The 17,624-nt window shown below is 34.0% G+C and carries 17 protein-coding genes; 12 read left to right on the top strand and 5 right to left on the bottom strand.

Going from position 1 to position 17,624, the window contains the following annotated elements; translation table 11 throughout:
* Position 1: 1 nt before the first annotated feature.
* Positions 2 to 436 carry a cytochrome c maturation protein CcmE domain-containing protein gene (locus tag ABD692_RS08190; RefSeq protein ID WP_316763842.1) on the bottom strand — a complete coding sequence of 145 codons (435 nt, stop codon included), beginning with the start codon at positions 434 to 436 and terminating at the stop codon, positions 2 to 4.
* A gap of 266 nt (positions 437 to 702) precedes the next feature.
* On the opposite strand from ABD692_RS08190, the gene ABD692_RS08185 reads away from it, so the two are divergent.
* From ABD692_RS08185 to ABD692_RS08170, 4 genes are all read left to right on the top strand, one after another.
* Positions 703 to 1,383, top strand: coding sequence for a hypothetical protein (locus ABD692_RS08185; protein WP_344766138.1), 681 nt, complete (start codon positions 703 to 705; stop codon positions 1,381 to 1,383).
* 62 nt (positions 1,384 to 1,445) lie between these two features.
* Positions 1,446 to 3,509 (top strand): hypothetical protein, encoded by a 2,064-nt coding sequence (locus ABD692_RS08180; protein ID WP_344766137.1) that lies wholly within the window; start codon positions 1,446 to 1,448, stop codon positions 3,507 to 3,509.
* Positions 3,510 to 3,584: 75 nt separating this feature from the next.
* Positions 3,585 to 4,925, top strand: a complete 1,341-nt coding sequence (locus ABD692_RS08175) for a hypothetical protein (protein ID WP_344766136.1) — start codon at positions 3,585 to 3,587, stop codon at positions 4,923 to 4,925.
* Positions 4,926 to 4,999: 74 nt separating this feature from the next.
* Positions 5,000 to 6,610 carry a Na+/H+ antiporter gene (locus ABD692_RS08170; RefSeq protein WP_316763852.1) on the top strand — a complete coding sequence of 537 codons (1,611 nt, stop codon included), beginning with the start codon at positions 5,000 to 5,002 and terminating at the stop codon, positions 6,608 to 6,610.
* Positions 6,611 to 6,890: 280 nt separating this feature from the next.
* Here the strand turns inward: ABD692_RS08170 and ABD692_RS08165 are convergent, their stop codons facing one another.
* From ABD692_RS08165 to ABD692_RS08150, 4 genes are all read right to left on the bottom strand, one after another.
* Positions 6,891 to 8,312 (bottom strand): Glu/Leu/Phe/Val family dehydrogenase, encoded by a 1,422-nt coding sequence (locus ABD692_RS08165; protein ID WP_316763855.1) that lies wholly within the window; start codon positions 8,310 to 8,312, stop codon positions 6,891 to 6,893.
* A gap of 133 nt (positions 8,313 to 8,445) precedes the next feature.
* Positions 8,446 to 8,664, bottom strand: coding sequence for a CcmD family protein (locus ABD692_RS08160; RefSeq protein ID WP_344766135.1), 219 nt, complete (start codon positions 8,662 to 8,664; stop codon positions 8,446 to 8,448).
* Between the two features lie 61 nt (positions 8,665 to 8,725).
* Complete coding sequence (ccsA, locus tag ABD692_RS08155) at positions 8,726 to 9,388, bottom strand: cytochrome c biogenesis protein CcsA (protein WP_316763860.1); 663 nt, start codon at positions 9,386 to 9,388, stop codon at positions 8,726 to 8,728.
* A gap of 70 nt (positions 9,389 to 9,458) precedes the next feature.
* On the bottom strand, positions 9,459 to 10,124 hold the full coding sequence (locus ABD692_RS08150) for a heme exporter protein CcmB (protein ID WP_316763864.1): 666 nt from the start codon (positions 10,122 to 10,124) through the stop codon (positions 9,459 to 9,461).
* A 251-nt stretch (positions 10,125 to 10,375) separates the two neighbouring features.
* Between ABD692_RS08150 and ABD692_RS08145 the strand changes: the two genes are divergently transcribed.
* The 8 genes from ABD692_RS08145 (at position 10,376) to ABD692_RS08110 (ending at position 17,605) form a co-directional block, all read left to right on the top strand.
* Entirely contained in the window at positions 10,376 to 10,918 is a 543-nt protein-coding gene (locus ABD692_RS08145; RefSeq protein WP_344766134.1) for a methylated-DNA--[protein]-cysteine S-methyltransferase, read from the top strand.
* A complete protein-coding gene (locus ABD692_RS08140; protein ID WP_344766133.1) occupies positions 10,872 to 11,264 on the top strand; it encodes a cupin domain-containing protein in 393 nt (130 codons plus the stop codon). The genes ABD692_RS08145 and ABD692_RS08140 overlap by 47 nt, the downstream gene beginning before the upstream one ends.
* 69 nt (positions 11,265 to 11,333) lie before the next feature.
* Positions 11,334 to 11,687 carry an S-adenosylmethionine decarboxylase family protein gene (locus tag ABD692_RS08135; RefSeq protein WP_344766132.1) on the top strand — a complete coding sequence of 118 codons (354 nt, stop codon included), beginning with the start codon at positions 11,334 to 11,336 and terminating at the stop codon, positions 11,685 to 11,687.
* The gene (locus ABD692_RS08130; protein ID WP_344766131.1) at positions 11,687 to 13,003 is read left to right on the top strand and encodes a hypothetical protein; all 1,317 of its coding nucleotides are present in this window, start codon (positions 11,687 to 11,689) and stop codon (positions 13,001 to 13,003) included. Before ABD692_RS08135 ends, ABD692_RS08130 begins: the two co-directional genes overlap by 1 nt.
* Before the next feature lie 123 nt (positions 13,004 to 13,126).
* On the top strand, positions 13,127 to 13,408 hold the full coding sequence (locus ABD692_RS08125; protein WP_316763878.1) for a DUF350 domain-containing protein: 282 nt from the start codon (positions 13,127 to 13,129) through the stop codon (positions 13,406 to 13,408).
* Position 13,409: 1 nt separating this feature from the next.
* On the top strand, positions 13,410 to 14,921 hold the full coding sequence (locus ABD692_RS08120) for a polyamine aminopropyltransferase (RefSeq protein WP_344766130.1): 1,512 nt from the start codon (positions 13,410 to 13,412) through the stop codon (positions 14,919 to 14,921).
* Positions 14,899 to 16,554, top strand: a complete 1,656-nt coding sequence (locus ABD692_RS08115; RefSeq protein ID WP_344766129.1) for an NAD(P)-binding protein — start codon at positions 14,899 to 14,901, stop codon at positions 16,552 to 16,554. Before ABD692_RS08120 ends, ABD692_RS08115 begins: the two co-directional genes overlap by 23 nt.
* Positions 16,547 to 17,605 (top strand): hypothetical protein, encoded by a 1,059-nt coding sequence (locus ABD692_RS08110; RefSeq protein ID WP_344766128.1) that lies wholly within the window; start codon positions 16,547 to 16,549, stop codon positions 17,603 to 17,605. The genes ABD692_RS08115 and ABD692_RS08110 overlap by 8 nt, the downstream gene beginning before the upstream one ends.
* Positions 17,606 to 17,624 lie beyond the last annotated feature (19 nt).

Here is a 17,624-nt window from a genome sequence, read left to right as displayed (position 1 = left end):
ATTATTTATATATTTTTTCGCCGTTCTGGTTCACTGTATCTACCTTGCCATCTTTATTAATCTCAACTAAGTTATCGTTGTATTTAGATGGGCATTTCATCAAAATTTTCGACGCATAGAATTTATCGCCCTTCATCTGACCGATAAGCACTAATTTCTCAGATTTTTCAAAATCCTGAGGTTTAGTTCCGTTATAAATTACTTCACGAATTTCGCCTTTTTCATCTTTCATGTGAAAGCCAAAATGATTGGCGTCTTTTACAGCATCATAGTAAATGCCCATTGATTTTTCCCAATAGCCCATTACGTGCTCTTCTTTGCCAGAAGTTGATGCTTCTTTGAAATTAGAATAAGTATCCGTATTCGCATTTAAGCTAAATAAGATTCCCACTGAAATCGCAATGGTAATCAAACCAATTATTGCACTTTTTTTCATTTTTCTATTAGTTGTAAAAGTCGGTAACAAAGATAGAAAAATAGGCATAGTGAACATTCTTTTACATTTTTCTTGTCTTTATATTGACAAATACCTGATTTTTTGTAGAATTAAAAATCAATTTTAGAGACTATTTATAATCGTTCTTAGAAAAACGTAGTTTATATGTAAAATAGCTTAAAAGTATAGGCTTAAAATGTTAAATTTGATGCGACAGATAATCATTCCTTTTTTCACATTCCCAGTAGATTTAATTAGATTTTAGCATGAAGCTTAAGCAGCTCTGTAAGTTTTTATTATTTATTATTTTAATACCTGTTTTAAGTTCTTGTTTTCAAGTTATTGAAGAAATTAACATGAAAAACGATGGAACAGGTGATGTGACTTTAACTATAAACTTAAGTCAGAGTAAAACGAAAGTAGCGTCAGTTATGCTTTTAGATAGTGTTCAGGGCTATAAAGTTCCGAGTAAACAGAAAATTCAGCAGGAGTTAAATGAGGCAGTAGCTTATCTCCGAAAATCGGAAGGTATATCCAATGTTAAAAGCAGTACTGATTTTAATAATTACATCGCTACAATAAGTTTTTCATTTAAAGATATTTCGAATATTAATAACATTACTAAGAACATCTTGGCTCAACAGAAAATTAAGGCCACCAATAACTCATCTTACAGCTATAATAAAGCAACGAAAACCTTTAGCAGAAAATACCAGGCTGTTAGCACAGCAAAAACAGAGTTTAACAAACTCAAAAGCCAGGACAAAGCGGTTTTTAATACCGCAACCTATACAAGTATTTATCGTTTTGAATCTCCTGTAACAAGCAGTAGTAATCCAGTATCAAACGTATCAAAGTCTAAAAAAGCTGTTATGCTAAAGAGCAGTATTATGGATTTAATAAATGGAAAAATTAATGTTTCCAACCAAATACAACTATCTAAATAAAACCGTCATGATTTTAAATAATTAAAAATCATGTAATCATCATTGAAAAACATATCTATAAAATGAAAAACCTTCTAATCGCTTTCTCTCTCCTTTTTAGCTTTAAATTAGCTAAGGCGCAAGATTTAGTCAAAAAAATTCCAGCAAATGCATTTACCGTAGCCACAATAAAGGGTGATAATGTATTTAAACTGATGTTCGTTAAAGATTTTAACGAATCTTTTCTTGGTAAAAAGCTGCTAACCGAAACCTCAAAATCGCTCGATAAAAATTTTACAAGTATTGAAGATTTTGGGATTAACCTGGAGAAGAATATGTATTATTTTAATCAGTTAAGCGATAGCATTAACTATAACTGCTTCTTAATTCCATTAAAGGATGCTACAAAATTTGAAAGCCTAATTAACGAGAAGGAAAAGAAATTTAAAACCGAAGGTGATATTAGAACGATGATTTTGCCTGACAGTACAAGCATTATCAAGTGGAATAATAATATGCTTTACTTTGTAACTGGAAGTATAAGAAGTTCATTTTTTGCTGATTCAGCTAATTCTGCCCGCTATGGTATTAAAGAAATAAAGTATCAAAATAATTATGATGACCTAACAGATAGTGCAGTTGTAGCGATTGACTCGACTTATGCCACCACAACAGAACCGAATGAAGTTGTTGATGTAGTTTTAGCCCCACCGCCGCCAGTTTTATCAAAACCATACACTCCGAATATAAAAGCTTACCAAAAAAAGGCAAGTACAAAAAAGGCATCCTCTAAGAAATCAAGCAAAAAGAAACCAGCGAAGAAAAAGCCTGCTGTTAAAAAAATTGAAGAAATTAACGAGGTCGAAATTACAGATGCGCCTATGGCAGAAGAAATTGACGTGGTTGATGGTGCTGAAGCGATGACTCAAACAGGAAATCCTGATGAACGATATGATGAATATCAAAAAGAAAGAGCAGAACAAGATGCAAAGAAAAAACAATTGGCTTTTATTTGGATGAATATTCAAGCAGATAAGATTTTTAGCACCAATTACGAATCTATCGAGACTAATAAATCTTACACTTCGAGTTTAGATCAAAAAGCGATTGCAGAAATTTGGGTCTCGAGTTTGCAAGATGCTTACAATTCAATTGCCCCAGAATTTGGCACTTATGGCAAAGCTGGAATTATGAAAGGGTATGGCAGTTTAAATGCTAAACTGTTTATGGATAAAACAAGTTTCCGCATTTCTACAGGTTTAGAATTGGCAAAAGAACAAGCTGATTCTTACAAAAAAATTATGGATAGAAAACTGAATAAAAAGTTTCTGAAATATGTAGATAGCGAAAAGGCAATAGGCTTTATGGGCTATTCTATTGATACAAAAGCTTATTTGGAAGAATTCCCTAAGTTGTTGAAGCAAACTTATGGCTCATTTTTAGGCGGCAAAATGGATGAGGAAATTGAATTAGGTTCTGATTTATTCTCGCTTTTATTGGACGAAGAAGCCGTAAGTAATGTTGTAAAAGGCGATGCTTTGTTCGTAATTAACGGCTTAAATAGCAAAGAAGTAACTTATACAACTTACGAGTATGATGATGATTATAACCGTAAAGAAGTAACCAAAACGAAAAAAGAAACATTGCCCGATTTCTTATTCATGTTTTCATCAGAAGACACCCGTTTGATGAATAAGCTGATAAGATACGGCATAAATAAGAATTATGTTAGCACGAACAACGGTATTTATAAAATTGAAGAAAAGAAAAGTCCGATAGATATTTATTTTATGATTAAAGATGGGATTGTATTTTTCGGGAATTCATTAACTGAAATGCAAAGCATTAGCAATAACAGTTTTAACTCGGCTATTAGCAAAACTCATAAAAATTTATTGGCGAAGAACAACTTTAGTTTCTTGTTTAATGCAAAAAATTTAGTTGGCAAAGTACCTGATTCGGAAATTGGTGGTGAAGAAACAGCTAAAAAGTTTAATGAAACTTTAGGCAAAATGGGAAACATTTACATGAAATCTAATCCGATTAAAGGCAATGTAGTTTCTGCTGATATTAGCGCTGAAATTCCGAACGGACATGAAAATGCTTTGAAATATTTGTTCTCTTTAATTGAGAATGCAGCGAAATAGTAAAATTACTAACCAAAGATAAAACATAGATTCAAAACGAAAATCTGTGTTTATCTGCGGTAAAAAAACATTTTGATGAAGAAATTTTTAAAAATAACGGCAGTGATTTTATTATCACTGCTTATTTTTTTTGTTGGCACCTTTAAATACAGACAGTATCAAGCCAATCAGATTTCAATACCGAAAAACACTACCGCTTTAATAAAATTTAGTGCCGATGAGATTTATAAAAGTTTGGCAACAAACCTACTGGCTCATCCAGGTTTTTATCTGAAATCAGATTCAAACCAAAATAAAGCTTCAAAAATCGAGGGGTTTGAACATGGATTGAAAATTCCAGCTAGCATTTACTTTTACAGCATTCAAAATCAGCCTAAAACTGCTTTATTCTCCAGGTTAGCGATAGATAATTTAAAGGATTTTGAGAACTTTTTGAAAGGCACATTGAAATTTCAACTCTTTAAAAAGGAAGGCTTAAATTATGGAAAATCCAGATTAGGGAATATTACAATTCTCTATAATAACGATGCAGCAGCCTTTGTGGTTTCTAACGAAGTAGCAAACTACGATTCGGTATTGACCGACATTTTAAAACAGAAAAATCAAATCAAAATTGTTGAAAGTAATTTTAAAAACATCGCCCAAGCTACCGAACATATTGCTTTTCAAAATCTCAAAAACCAAGGTTCAATCAATTTTGAAAATGGTGCAGTAAAATTTAGTTTTGAGTTTTTATTGGAAACGATTGTACCATCTAAAACACTCAAACACAGAAAATTCAATGTAGAAAGCAGTGTAAATTTTTGGTTGAATGCTGATTTTGCTAAAGCCGTAAACAAACCTTTAAAACTAAAAACTATAGTTTTAGAAAGTGATAGTTTAGCCAAGTATTATGAAGGCTACCTGGATTTTGAATGGACAGGAACAATCAATCAACTTGATTCTGTTATTAGCTACGACTACAATGATGATTTTGAAAAGGTTGAAAAAGTAACTTTACAGAAGCGAAAAATACCGAATTTTATATTCAGCATCGATGCAGCAGCTGGATTTAAAAATTATCTCAGTCGACAAAATGTAATTCATTTAGATAGCGGAATACTTAATAAATCTGTATTCCCGCTTTATAAAGTTTTTGCTAATGAAGCTGGAAAGCAATTAATTTTCAGCACCAAGCAATCTGCTATTCTAAATCCATCTGTAGTTTCTAGTGATGATTTTTTTGGATTGAACATTAATTTCTCAAAGTTGAATAGACAGTTGGATCTACCTGTTTTAAAACCATACTTAAAAAATTTGAAACAACTAGAGGTTAACGGTGATGCAATTAATCGCGGCAAAGTTAGAATTAAAGGAAATTTAAGCTTTATAGATGACGATATTAATTCACTTTATCAAACTTTAAAAGGCTTGTAAACTTAATCTACTGCCTACATCCAAAATTTCTTAATAAATTTAGTGCATAAACCCACAAACAATATTTCTTCGGCATGTTACATGATAACCTGATTTTAATTCTTGTTCTACTTCTTGGCGTAACACTTCTCGTTATGGTTGGCCAGAAAATAAAAATTTCCTATCCAATATTTTTGGTTTTAGCTGGTTTGGCCATCGGATTTATTCCAGGAATGCCAAACTTAAAAATAGACCCGAACATCGTTTTCTTACTTTTTTTACCTCCCCTACTTTACGAAGCTGCCTGGTTTACGTCATGGAAAGATTTTTGGGAATATAAAGGGGCCATATTTTTAATGGCAGTGGGTTTAGTTTTCATCACATCAGTTGCAGTTGCCTACGCATCGGTGGCATTTATACCAGGTTTTACTTTGGCTCTTGGTTTTTTGTTGGGTGGAATTGTTTCTCCACCAGATGCAGTGGCGGCAGCAGCAGTTTTAAAGGGTTTAAAAATACCTAAAACAGTTACCGCACTTTTAGAAGGCGAAAGCTTAGTAAATGATGCATCCAGTTTAATTGTGTTCAAATTTGCTTTGGCAACTGTTGTAAGTGGCACATTTGTTATGCAAGATGCAGCTGTTAGTTTTGTATCGGTTGCTGGTTTGGGAATATTAATCGGCCTTGCCATTGGCGGAATATTTTATGCCATCCACCGCTGGCTACCAACCACAGATAATATTGATACCGTTTTAACACTGCTTACACCCTATTTTATGTATGTTGTAGCAGAGCATTTCGAAGCTTCTGGCGTAATGGCGGTTGTTTCTGGGGGATTGTTACTTTCCAGTCAATCGCATGTAATTCTTACTTCACAATCGAGAATAAAGACGGTGTCGGTATGGTCTTCTTTAACCTTTATGCTTAATGGTGTAGTGTTTATTTTAATTGGCTTGGCATTACCCGACATTGTAAACGGCTTAGGCCCTAACTACCCTATTGCAAAAGCGATTGGTTATGGTGTTGGTATTAGTATTTTAGCTCTTGTAGTTCGCTTTTTATGGTTGGTATCTACGGCACGAATAACGCAGTTGTTTAACAAAAAAACCAGAGAGCGCTACAAGGATATGACCTGGCATTCGTTTGTAATTATTATTTATGCGGGCATGAGAGGTGTGGTATCTCTAGCAGCGGCGCTTTCTATACCAGTAATGATTTCAGATCAGATACCGTTTCCGCTGAGGAATTTGATTTTGTTTATAACCTTTGTTGTAATATTTGTTACACTGGTTGTTCAAGGGCTTACCTTGCCTTTTGTAATTAAGTTATTAAATATACCCGAAGCGAAAAGCAAACTTTCTGAACAGGAACAAACTAGCCAGATCAAATTAAAATTAATTGATCTTTCTTTAGATAAATTGAAAGCAGATTACCAATATCAATGTACCCACAATGAATTGATGGTGAATTTAAAAGCAGAGTTGCAGCATTCTTTAATTGAAAAAAAGGATACCATACAAGCCTTTAAAAAAGGTGATATTGATAAGCAAGATTTAAAAGCTTACCATGAAATTGTACTCGCGTTAATTCAGGTGCAACGTGATGAACTACATCACTTGAAAAGAAATAAAAACTTTGATGATGATATTATCAGGAAAGAAGAATGGAGATTGGATTTGGAGGAATTAAGTGTTTCTTCTTCCGAATAAACAGCCAAATGTGTCGATTAACGACAAAATCGATATAGATCGAATGATAATTTGTTGTTTTGCAGTTTCTATTGTACCTAAACCCGATTGGAGTGAAAATACTTTTGATGCAGATCTTCGACATGCTTAGACTGACATTAACAAAAGATTGCAACGAAAGCGGGGCCAACCCTGCCCCACAAAACTCAGAACCATACATTTTCTAAATAAAAAATCCTTGCAAATTATTCATCTGCAAGGATTTTTCGCTTTAAGCTTTAGTCTTTCGACTTTCAGCTTACTATGGCCAAACGCCCAAGTTCATATATGAAACAGCAATTTTATCGATTGAATTAACAAAAGCTGCAGTTCTTAAAGTTTGTGTAGCTGGCTTATTTTTCAAAGTCTCACGGATTTCGTGGTACGAATGAATCATGGTATCTTCTAAACCAGAATTTACCAATTCCATTTCAGATGCGCCTTTAACAATCATTAAACGGTGTTCTGGAAGAATAGTTTTTCCTGTTAAGTTTTCTAAAGTAGCAATTAAATTTGCGTTTGAATTAGCCGCATAACGGTTTTCCATACGTCCGAATGCTACGTGAGAAAGGTTTTTTAACCACTCGAAATACGATACAGTAACCCCACCAGCATTGCAATACATATCTGGAATAATGATTCCACCCATTTCAGTGAAAATAGCTTCAGCTTCTGGAGTAGTTGGTCCGTTTGCACCTTCTGCAATAATTTTTGCTTTAATGTTACGAATGTTAAGCTCTGTAAATTGGTTTTCTAAAGCCGCAGGTACGATAATATCGCAATCTTGCTCTAAACCTTCCATTGAGTTTTTGAAATCGGTAGCACCAGGGAAACCTAAAATTGAACCTGTATTTTTACGGTGAGCAAAAACCTCATCAACATTTAAGCCATTAGCATTGTAAATAGCACCTTCGTACTCGCACAAACCAACAATCGTAGCACCAAATTCTGCTAAGAATTTAGCGGAATGATAACCTACGTTACCTAGACCTTGAACGATTACTCTTTTATCTCCTAAACCAGCTTTTAAGCCGATTTTAGCCATATCTTCTGCAACATCAACACATTCGCGTACTGCATAAGCAACACCACGACCAGTAGCTTCTTTACGTCCGCGGATCCCGTGTAAAGCGATTGGCTTACCAGTTACACAACCTAATGCATCTAACTGACCAGGATTCATGGTCATGTATGTATCTGCAATCCAGCTCATTTCGCGTTCGCCCGAACCATAATCTGGAGCAGGAACATCGATACCAGGACCTATGAAATTTTTCTTAATTAACTCTGTAGTGTAACGACGAGTGATTGTTTCTAACTCAGCTACGCTATATTGTTTAGTATTGATTTTGATACCACCTTTTGCACCGCCGAATGGTACGTTTACGATAGCACATTTGTATGTCATTAAGGCTGCAAGTGCCATCACTTCATCCTCATTAACCATTTCGCTGTAGCGAATACCGCCTTTAGTTGGACTCATGTGATGCGAGTGCTCTACACGCCATGCATCGATAACTTCAAAACCGTTTCCTCTGCGAATTGGAAATTGAAAACGATACACACTGTTACACGCTTTAATCTGGCTCAGTAAACCTTCTGGATGATTGGTGAATTGAGCCGCACTGTCAAAGTTCTTGCATACATCTGCAAAAAACTTGTTCTCGTCTGCTAGATTAGCCATTATTTATTTTTTATGAATTAAGTATGCTGCAAAATTGCCTAAAAAAACCGCATATATCCAAATGAAAAAACACTTAGTGTATAGCCAACACCACCAGTTTCTGGTTCAAAAAACAGGTTTAAAACGTTTAAACTTAGTTTTTAGTCGAGTTTTCTTTTTCGATTTTTTTTAATCTTTTATCAATAGAGAAAAGATATGCCAATAAACCAACCAGAATTATAACAATACAGGTAACTACTACGTAAATTTTACCATCGCTACGCAGCTTATCGGCCATTTCTACGCCGTTATCTTGTGCAAATAATTGTACCGTAGCAAGCATTAATATTAGGGAGAAAAGTATCTTTTTCATTTCGTTTTTTTAGTTTTTTGAATGATTAGTTAACCGAGATTTAATCATCGAGCTTTCGGCTTTAATTTTGTTGTTGTTTGTTTTCTATTGAACGTAATCGGAAACGGATGGTGTAAACCCAGTAACCAATTAATATCCAACCTAAGCATGCTGGGTAAAAAACCATACGCATCCGGCTATCTAAATCGTAACTATTAAAACCTGGATTACCTCCATTACCTGGATGTAAAGAATCTTTTAAACGTGGTAAAACGAAAAGCAAAACCACCATCATCGGGAAGGCAAAGATGTTATATATAGCAGAAATTTTAGCTCTTTTTTGTTCCTCATCTATCGCATTGCGAAGAATTAGATAGGCAAAATAGAGTAGTACAGAAATTGCTGCAAAATTTTGTTTAGGATCGAAACTCCAAAACTGGCCCCAGGTATATTTAGCCCAAATGGCTCCAGTAACCAAACCCAGAAGTCCGAAAATAATGCCAGCATTTACACTTTCTACTGCTTTTATGTCGTCAATTTCACTTTTCGAACTTAAAGACTTTATACTGTAAAAAACAGAAATTGAAAACAATACAATCATGGCAAACCACATAGGTACGTGGAAATATAAATTCCTGATTGATTCATTTAAAATAGGTAAGCGTGGAACGCCAAGTAATAAACCTGCAATTGCAGTATAGATTACCAAGACTGAACCTAAAATTTTCCACCAAGTTTTATTCATTATTTTTTGTTGTTTTATTATTGGTTATTTGATTGTTTTGATCCATCATCCATTTTACGTCGCCCGTTAATTAATCTCTCCAAAGATATGGAAATAGCAACAACGAGGTTGCAACGGTTAATACATTTACCAGGAATAGCATGCCAATTTCATCATAACTATTTTCCCATGGCAAACCATCAACTGCATTTTTAGCCAGTTTTATTAAAAGAATAAGTACAGGAATGATAATTGGAAAACTTAAAATTGCCATCAGCATTCCGCCGTTACCAGCTTTACTTGCAATGGCTGAAACCATAGTGAAAACCGTAGAAAAACTGATGCTCCCCATTACTACGGCAACATAATAAAGTAGTAAATCTGGAGGTGTAAATGAATCGAAAACCAAGGTATAAAATCCTAATGCGATGGTGGTTAAAACCAACATTAATATGGTATTATAAACTGTTTTCGATATTAATACCGCAGCTGGGCTTGCTAAAACATAACTGTATAATTGCTGACCTTTGGTTTCTTGCAGAAAACTTTTAGAAACACCGTTTATGGATGCAAAAAGCATAATTACCCAGAATAAAGCATTCCAGGTTAATTTATCGCCAAGACTTACAAACGATAAATAGCAGGTAAAAATAGTAGAAACTACATAAAGCAATACTCCATTGATGGTATATTTGGAGCGCCACTCTAACAGTACTTCCTTATGGATTAAATATTTAACCTCTTTGGCCAGTTGCATAACCGCAAAGATACTTTTATTGGTAAATATTGCGATGGTAAATTGTTGGATTGTTGTAATATTGTCTAAAGTTTAAGCAGCAAAACAGTTTGCCACGGATTACCGTTAAAATTTATCGAGTTGACAAAAAATGAGTTTGCCACTGAAACACCGAATACACGTAAACTTGGCGTTTATATTGTTTTAAAAAATATAATACGATTCCATTTTATTTTGGTAAACTCCGTGTTTCCGTGGCAAAAATAAATTATATGGATTACGCATCGACTATTGAATCGCCGATTGGCAAATTGACCATCTTAGCTGATGATGAATTCGTGTGTTCCATAACTTTTGCAGAAAAAAACATTGATCACTTAACAGAGAACGTTCTAACCAAAAAAGTATCACAGCAATTAAACGATTATTTTAAAGGAAATTTAAAGCATTTCGATTTCCCGATCAAGCAAAAAGGGACTGAATTTCAACAGGAAGTTTGGCAAAATTTATTGGCCATTGCGTATGGCGAAACCACTTCTTATGCTAAATTTTCAGCACATCATCCGTTAGCGATTAGAGCCATTGCGGCAGCAAATGGCAAAAATGATATAGCCATTGTGGTTCCTTGTCATAGGGTTATTGGTAGCAACGGTAAATTAGTGGGCTATGCTGGTGGCTTATGGAGAAAACAGTGGCTGTTGCAACACGAGCGAGAAGTTGCTCAAAAAGGCCAAACAGAACTTAAATTTAAACATATATATATTGAAGATGACATCAGAAAAAGCCGATACCAAAAATTATTTAAAAGCTGTTAGATTAATCAATATCGAAAACGACGGTTGTGAATTTGAAAAAGGGACAATTCCAATTAGGCAACATATTAACGCCAATTATTTCTTTGCTCAAACTGATATTTCTTTGCAAAAAACTTCGCACGCTGCACCTAGAAGACAATATGTAATCACCCTAAAAGGAAAATTAAAATTTCAGGTTACCAGTGGAGAAACTTTCATAATTGAACCAGGAATTATTTTAATAGCAAATGATACCCAAGGTGCTGGCCATACTTGGGAAATTATAGAGGGTGAAGAATGGGAAAGGATTTATATTCCTTTAGAAGATGGTGCTGAAGATTATTTCGAGGCAAACAAAGCACCATAAATTAATTTCATTTCATAAGCTTTTTAACTTTAAAATAATTTATATTTTTGGCTTATACCAAACGCTCCAATGAAATACAATCCAGGTTTACACATTTTATCAGAATTCTCTTCTGATAAAGCGGAACAATTAACTTCTTTCTATGATTGTAAAGACCTTTTCGATGAACTTATTACATCAAATCAGTTAGAAAAAGTTGGAGAGGTTTATCATGATTTTGAAAATGGTGGCTTTACTGCCGTGATCTGTTTAACCGAATCTCATTTATCCATTCATACCTGGCCCGAATTTAAACTGGCCACATTCGATATTTTTCTATCAAATTATCAAAAAGATAATACGCAAAAAGTTAAAAATATCTATAAATCGGTATTGGCTTTTTTTGATGGTAAGGAATTGCAAAAAAATGAAATTGTTCGCTAATGGATAGTTTAGTTAAGCCTTTCTTTAAGCTATCTGAAACAATTAATTGTCCAATCTGCAAAGAAAGCATTGTATTGTATGATGCGCCCCGAAGTAAATTTACGACCTGCTCATATTGCTTTTCTTATTTACAAATCATCAGCAGCGAATTATCTAAGCTAAATAAAGAATTAAAAAAGCCCGAAAAAACTCCTGTATTAAAATTAGGTTCGGTCGCAAATATCCACGACAATGAATTTAAAGTTGTAGCATATCTGGAAAAAAGGGAAGTTGGCACAATTTACTGCTGGAGAGAGTATATTTTAACCAGCCAAAGTAAAGGCTATGTAACACTTTCTGAATTCGATGGACACTGGAATTTAATTGGTGGAGAAAAGTTTGTACCTAATTTCAAAACACCAATTTCTTATGGCGTAAGTGTTGGCTATAATGATGTTGAATACACCATTTTTAATAAGTACAGCCCTATAGTAACCTCTATGCTTGGTGAATTGGATTGGGATGTTGTAAACGAAAAGGTTAATGCAACAGAATATATTGCCCCGCCATACATGGTTGTAAAGGAGATTACGGGTACTACTAATCTTTCAACCGATTATTATATCGGCGAATATTTAGAACCACAGGTAATTGCAAACATCTTTAATATTGACTTAAGCTTACTCCCTGAAAAGGTGGGAGTCGGTGCAAATCAACCCTCTAAAGAATACGACAGATGGACTTCTTCATTAAAAATTACAGGGATAGCTATTGTTCTTGTGTTGTTATTGCATCTGCTGTTTGGGATAATAAAACCCAACAAAGAATTAGTTAACTCCGACTTTTTGATCGCATATGATCAAAAAACGGGAGGAGATTCTTTTAAATCATTTATTACGCCATCTTTTTATATTGATGACGAATCATCGAATATAGAATTTGAAATTGCTTCGGCAGTAGATAATAATTGGTTGGAAACTACAATTGTTTTAGTTAACGAAGGAGATAATAGAACCTGGGAAGTAAGCAAAGGAATAGAATTTTATCATGGTTATGAAGATGGAGAAAGGTGGAGTGAAGGTTCAACTAAAGAAACAATTCTTTTATCCGAAATACCTAGAGGTAAATATCATTTAAATGTTTATCCATCCTCTGGAGATGTTTATCGAAACAATCTTTATATAAAAGCAACCAGTAATGTTACCATGTGGAGGAATACGCTTTTAACAATATTATTCCTTTGTATTTATCCAGCAATTTGTTGGTATTTAATGCGCAAATTTGAAAAAGGGAGATGGAATAATAGTGATTACTCACCATTTGTAAATGAAGATTAATGGATATAAAACCTATTAAATATTACCTGATTGTTCTGCTAGTTATTATTGGTTTTTATAGCTATAGTGGCTTAACTGGCTTGGCATTTTATAAAGACAACGTAGAAAAAAATACAGAGTTCAATGGAAATAGAACCAACTCTGGTCACGTCAACAGATTTTATCATAAATAAAAACAATATGAGTTTAAATGAATTAATCAGCATGAAGTACATCATTGCCTCTTTGGTTTATTCCGTTATAGGGATAATTGTACTTTTTCTCGCATTCTGGGTTATTGAAAAAATTACGCCAGAAAATCTTTGGAAAGAAATTTTAGAAAAGCAAAACATGGCTCTGGCAGTAGTTTTTGCAGCATTTATTATTGCAATAGCGCTTATCATTAGCTCGGCAATACACAGTTAGAATGAACAAAAAACTTCCAGCTCTTTTATTAATTTCTGTATTTGTTGTAGCAACTTGTGGTTTAATTTACGAGCTAATTGCTGGCACACTTGCTAGTTATTTACTTGGCGATTCTGTAACCCAATTTTCTACAATAATTGGCGTATATCTATTCTCAATGGGTATAGGCTCGTGGATTTCTAAATATTTCGAAAAAAATATTCTTTCCTGGTTCATTCAGATTGAAATTTTAGTCGGTTTGGTGGGTGGTTTCAGCTCAACGGTTCTGTTTCTAGTCTTTGAAAATATTGCCTCATTCAGAATCGTACTTTATGGATTTGTAAGTCTAACAGGAATTCTTGTTGGACTAGAAATTCCACTACTTATGCGAATTTTAAAAGATCGTTATGAATTTAAAGATTTAGTATCAAAGGTTTTTACGTTCGACTATATTGGAGCTTTGCTCGCATCACTGATATTTCCGCTTCTTTTAATCCCTCATCTGGGATTGGTGAAAACGGCATATATGTTTGGTATGCTAAATGTTGCTGTGGCATTAATTGTTTGTTTAAACTTCAAAAAAGAAATTAAAGCATCGAAATATTTACAAGGCGCATCATTTTTAAGTTTAATTGCCTTGCTGATTGGATTTGTTTATGCTGATAAAATTACCAGTTTTTCAGAAAGCCAAACCTATAGCGATACGATCATCTACTCAAAAAGCACACCTTATCAGCGCATTATTTTAACCAAAAAGAATAAAGTTTTGCGACTATTTCTCAACGGGAACCTTCAATTCAGTTCAGATGATGAATATCGTTATCACGAAGCATTAGTACACCCTGGCCTGCAAGCACTTCCCTTTGCTAAACATGTTTTAGTGATGGGTGGCGGTGATGGTTTAGCAGTTAGGGAAATTTTGAAGTATCCTAATATTGAATCTGTAACTCTAGTCGATTTGGATAAAGGCATGACTACGCTTTTTCAATCAAATAAGATTCTTCTGGGTCTAAATAAAAATGCGTTGTTATCACCAAAAGTAAAGGTTATTAATGCCGATGCCTTTAGCTGGATTAAAGCCCAGCGCAAAAAATTCGATTTCATTGTGATAGATTTCCCAGACCCTTCTAACTATGCTGTAGGTAAATTGTACACCAATTCATTTTACACTTTAGTTAAAGGCATCTTAGCCCCAAAAGGTTTAATGGTAATCCAATCTACTTCGCCATACGTTGCTCCGAAATCTTTCTGGACTGTTAATAAAACCTTAGAAAGTGTAGGTTTAAAAACAATACCCTATCATAATTATGTTCCATCGTTTGGCGAATGGGGTTATATTATGGCAACCGAGCCCGATAATGTTTACAAAAAACCGCAACAATATTTGCATGGACTAAAATTCATGTCGAAAGAAAGTTTAGACTTAATGCTTTTTTTTCCGAAAGATATGAGCAAGGTTGAAACTGACATAAATAAACTAAATAACCAAATTCTAGTAAAGTACTTTGAGGATGAGTGGGCAAACGTTTTATAAAGATGATTTTTCTGCTTATTTAAAAAGGCGTTCGTTTCTTCTAAGGATTGGATTAATAACTGGTGGCATTTTTTTAAACAGTTGTTTTAAAAAACTAAAACCTAACAAGTACAATATTAAAGGGAATTTATTTGGTCCTAATGCAAAAGCCGGTCATATATTACGTGATAAAATAAAAATTCCAGCATCGTCAAAAACCAGGAAAGTAAAAACCTTAATTATCGGAAGTGGTATTTCTGGCTTATCAGCTGGTAGGTGGTTAAAGCAAAATGGAGAATCTGATTTTGAAATTCTCGAACTCGAAAATCATGCTGGAGGAAATGCTCACTTTGGAACCAATCAGATATCGTCCTACCCATTAGGTGCTCATTATATTACCATTGCCAATAATGAAGATAAATTATTAATCGATTTTCTTAAAGAGATAAATATAATTACCCATTTCGAAAAAGGTTTACCTTACTATAACGACTATTATTTAACATTCGATCCTGAAGAGCGTTTACTAATTAATGGGGAATGGCAGGAGGGTTTAATTCCTGATTTTGGTGTTCCAGCTGATGATAAAAAACAAATTCGCGATTTTTTATCAGAGGTAGATAAACTTAAAAACACGCAAGGAAACGATGGAAAATATGTTTTCAATATTCCAGTAAATTCATCCTCTAATGATGAAAGCTACAGAAAACTAGATAAGATATCGTTCGAAAGTTATCTTAAAACAAAAGGTTATCATTCGAAATATCTGTTATGGTACCTAAACTATGCATGTAAAGATGATTACGGGCAGAAAATGGATAAAATATCAGCGTGGGCTGGATTACATTATTTTGCATCGCGTAGAGGAAAAGCTGCCAATGCAGAACAGAATGCAATCTTAACCTGGCCCGAAGGTAATGGTTGGATTATGAAGCAATTGGAAAAGAATCTTCAAAGCCATATTAAAACTTCAAATTTATGTTATGACATTCAGCCGAATCCAGACGGAAGTTTAAATGCCATAGTTTTTAATACCCAAAATGGCACTACCGAATCTATACAGTCAGAAAAAATAATTTTATGTTCGCCGCAATTTGTAAATAATCGTTTGCTTAGAAATTTTAACAGAGGGATTGATTATAAACAGTTTAGCTATTCTCCATGGTTGGTTGCAAACATTACAATTAACGAGCTACCAGATTCTAAAGGAATACCTTTATGCTGGGATAATGTTGCATATAACACGGCGTCGGTTGGTTATGTTAATTCAGCACAACAACACCTAAAACTTTCTGAAGACAAAAAAATACTTACTTACTATTTACCATTATGTGATTTTGAGCCATCGATAGCCAGATTAGCCGCCTTTACAAGAGATTTCGACCAATGGTTAGACATTATAATTCCAGAACTAGAGATGATTCACCCAAACATTACAGCAGCCATTGAAAATATAGATGTTTGGATTTGGGGACACGGAATGATTGCACCAACAAAAAACTTTATTTGGAGCGAGTATTTAGAAAAAGCCAAACAACCAATTTCAGATAAAATTTTCTTTGCACATACTGATTTAAGCGGAATATCTATTTTCGAAGAAGCCTTCCATCAGGGAATTAATGCTGCAAAACAAGCTTTAAATTCTAATGGATAAACAGAATCAACCTTGGCTAAATGGCAGAACAAGCGATATAATTTTCATATTATCGCCAGCTTTTTTGTCGTTGTTTTTGGTTTTGCTTGTTCCTGCCCAGTTTCAAAATGCTGCTGGAATCCCTTTAGCTTATTGGGTATTGTTAATTGTATTTATCGATGTTGCACATGTTTACAGTACACTTTATCGAACCTATTTCAATCCACTTACCTTAAAGAAACATAGTACACTGCTTCTAATAATCCCAATTATTTGTTATATAATTGGTGTAATGCTGTATCATTTCGATGCACTTTGGTTTTGGAGAACCCTGGCTTATTTAGCTGTTTATCACTTTATTAGGCAGCAATATGGTTTTATGAGCTTGTATTCAAGAAATGAAAAAAATTCTTCATGGATTAAAGTGATTGATAAAATAACCATTTATGCAGCCACGATTTATCCATTAACATTTTGGCACTTTACTCCTGCTCGAAATTTCAATTGGTTTATTGAGGGCGATTTCTTCTCGTTTCAAAACGAAATAATTATTAAATATACAACAGTAGTTTATTTAATAATTATCGCCGTTTACACAATAAAAGAATTTTTATTAGTGATAAAAACAAAATCTTTCAATGTCCCAAGAAACCTTATTATAATTGGTACGCTTCTATCCTGGTATTTTGGTATTGTTTATTTCAATGGCGATATGGCATTTACCACTTTAAATGTTATCTCTCATGGCATTCCCTATATGGCTCTTATTTGGTTTTTTGAAAAGAAAAAATTAGCTCATACAAATTTAAGAAGTAAACTAACAAATTTGTGTTTTGGAAAATTTGGAGTTTTCTATTTTCTGGTTATTTTATTTTTATTTGCCTATTTCGAAGAAGGGCTATGGGATGGATTAGTTTGGAGAGAACATCAATCTGTATTTAAACCTTTCGCCAGTTTACCACAAGTTATGGGCAGCGAGCTCCTTACTTTACTTATCCCCTTATTGGCATTACCACAAGCTACTCATTATGTGCTTGATGGTTTTATCTGGAAGGCAAAAAATAAATTTTAGTAAAACCGATGAATCTGTT

Origin of the sequence: Pedobacter ginsengiterrae (assembly GCF_039537385.1) — a bacterium.
In the GTDB taxonomy this organism is placed as follows: domain Bacteria; phylum Bacteroidota; class Bacteroidia; order Sphingobacteriales; family Sphingobacteriaceae; genus Pedobacter; species Pedobacter ginsengiterrae.
The sequence above is the reverse complement of the archived record's forward strand: the minus strand, read 5'-3'. Positions and strand labels throughout refer to the sequence as shown.